General features: G+C 43.3%; 2 protein-coding genes and 1 tRNA gene. 1 reads left to right on the top strand and 2 read right to left on the bottom strand.

Annotated elements, in window-relative coordinates:
• Positions 1-155: 155 nt before the first annotated feature.
• Together ACESM0_RS10160 and ACESM0_RS10155 are read right to left on the bottom strand one after the other, a co-directional pair.
• Entirely contained in the window at positions 156-404 is a 249-nt protein-coding gene (locus tag ACESM0_RS10160) for a GIY-YIG nuclease family protein (RefSeq protein WP_372906105.1), read from the bottom strand.
• 60 nt (positions 405-464) lie between these two features.
• Positions 465-537: transfer RNA gene (locus ACESM0_RS10155), tRNA-Met, on the bottom strand.
• 309 nt (positions 538-846) lie between these two features.
• Between ACESM0_RS10155 and ACESM0_RS10150 the strand changes: the two genes are divergently transcribed.
• Entirely contained in the window at positions 847-2,286 is a 1,440-nt protein-coding gene (locus ACESM0_RS10150) for a sodium:solute symporter (RefSeq protein ID WP_372906104.1), read from the top strand.
• Positions 2,287-2,289 lie beyond the last annotated feature (3 nt).

Below are 2,289 nucleotides of genomic sequence, written 5' to 3'. Positions count from 1 at the left end.
AAATTTTGTCGTATTTGTCCGAGTGCAGGATGTATACAGTAAACATGATGTTGTAGCTTAAAACAAGAAAAGCCCAACTGCGTGAGCAATTGAGCTTTTTTAATAGTGGCGGGTTCGAACTTACGTCCGCCTCAGGCGGATATGAGCCCGACGAGCTACTTCTTCAATAGATTTTCATGGATCCATTTCCGACCCTGTCCGCCCTTAAGCATTTGTTCTCTTTTCATGGCATCAGCCTTGGTTTTGTACGATTCAGTATGAATAATTTTCCATGGACGATATTTAATTGTCCAGCCTTTTGTGGCAAGTTCGTTGTGAGCTTTGAGTCGTTGCTGAAGGTTGGATGTATAGCCGATATAAATTTTGTCGTATTTGTCCGAGTGCAGGATGTATACAGTAAACATGATGTTGTAGCTTAAAACAAGAAAAGCCCAACTGCGTGAGCAATTGAGCTTTTCTAAGAGTGGCGGGGGTAGGATTCGAACCTACGACCTTCGGGTTATGAGCCCGACGAGCTACCAGCTGCTCCACCCCGCGATTTCAATATGTAATGTTGAGTTCTATAGATGTCATTACCATCTCTCAACTAGACTCGTAATGTAAGGATTAATTCTTAATTATGTCAACATTAGATTGGTATTTATTTGCAAAGCTATATGGCGCTAACGACGGGCGGTACCCAATCACTTCCCTGTCCAAATCTAATCCACATCCAAATTTGAAGCTCATCAACATACCTCTTACCTTAAGGCTTATCAAAAACCAGAAGAGCAACTTTTTCAAACTGACTATAAAAAATTGTCATGATTGAGTACACCGATGAACAGCCAACTGTAACGGTGTCCCATGCATCCGGTTGATTTATTCATTTTTATCTTCTACATCGTAGGCTTACTTGGTTTTGGTTATTTCTTCTTTCAGAGAAATAAGAGTGGAGACGACTACTACGTAGGTGGCCGAAAAATGAAGAGTTATCATGTAGGTCTGTCGGTAGTTGCAACAGACGTGGGAGGCGGATTCTCCATCGGCCTGGGTGGTTTAGGTTTTGTGATGGGCCTATCAGGCTCATGGATGCTATTTACCGGTCTGATCGGGGCATGGCTTGCAGCAGTTTTTCTGATTCCAAAAGTAAAACAGAACCGGGCGTTCGATAATGCATACACATTTCCTCAAGTTTTCGAACACTACTACTCACCAAATGTAGCATTGGTTGCTGCAATTATCTCAGCAATTGGCTATGCCGGATTTACGAGTTCTCAAATGCTTGCAGGAGCTAAACTGGCCAGTGGTACATTTGCCGATCTTGACCAAATGACGGCTCTTTATATTATGGGATCGGTTGCTGTTATTTATACCGTATTGGGCGGATTAAAAGCTGTAATATATACTGATACAATTCAGTGGGCACTGCTAATGTTTGGGCTGGTCTTCATCGGGGTGCCGATTGCCTACATCGAGATAGGAGGAATAGAGGTCATTCGGGCTACAGTGGCACCGGAAATGCTTTCTCTGACAAATGTTTCGTGGCAGGATATTGTCTACTGGGCAGTAACCATTATCCCGATATGGTTTGTAGGAATGACGCTTTACCAAAGAATTTATGCCTGCAGTGATGAAAAAACCGCAAAACGAGCCTGGTATCTGGCCGGTATTTTTGAATGGCCGATCATGGCATTTTTGGGTGTTTTACTGGGACTTTTTGCAAAGGTGGGAGCAGACCAGGGAATGTTCGAATATCTTGGAGCAGCCGATATTTCAGATACAGACCCGGAAACCGGCCTGCCAATGTTACTGCGAACCGTTTTACCGGTTGGACTTTTGGGTATAATGATGGCGGCTTATTTTTCGGCTATTCTATCAACTGCCGATAGCTGTTTGATGGCTTCATCAGGAAACGTAGTGACAGATATTATCGGCCGATTTACACCGTTTGATTCTGATAATCCAAAATTTGTCCGACTGTCTCAGATAGTAACTCTGATAATAGGTGCACTGGCTCTTCTGCTGGCGGGAACAATGACCAACGTACTGGATTTAATGCTTGACTCCTACTCCTTTATGGTGTCCGGGCTTTTTGTACCTGTGATTGGTGCGCTATTCTGGAATAAGAGTACTCCGGCCGGAGCTATGACAGCTATGCTGATAGGTGGTTTTACAACAATCGGCTTGCGATATTCCGGTGTAGAACTGCCCTACGAGTTAGATCCGAATGTTTTTGGAATTACAGCCTCTGCAATATCATTTATCGGGGTGAGTCTGCTGACGAATGAAAATAAAAATGATTAATTT

Origin of the sequence: Rhodohalobacter sp. (assembly GCF_041686455.1) — a bacterium.
Lineage (GTDB): Bacteria > Bacteroidota > Rhodothermia > Balneolales > Balneolaceae > Rhodohalobacter.
Note: the sequence above shows the minus strand (reverse complement) of the source record. Positions and strands in the feature narration are given on the sequence as shown.

What these genes read in the sequence shown, in the direction of transcription:
- ACESM0_RS10160 (WP_372906105.1), bottom strand. Translation starts at nt 404, where the DNA reads ATGTTTACTGTATACATCCTGCACTCGGACAAATACGACAAAATTTAT.
- ACESM0_RS10150 (WP_372906104.1), top strand. Translation starts at nt 847, where the DNA reads ATGCATCCGGTTGATTTATTCATTTTTATCTTCTACATCGTAGGCTTA.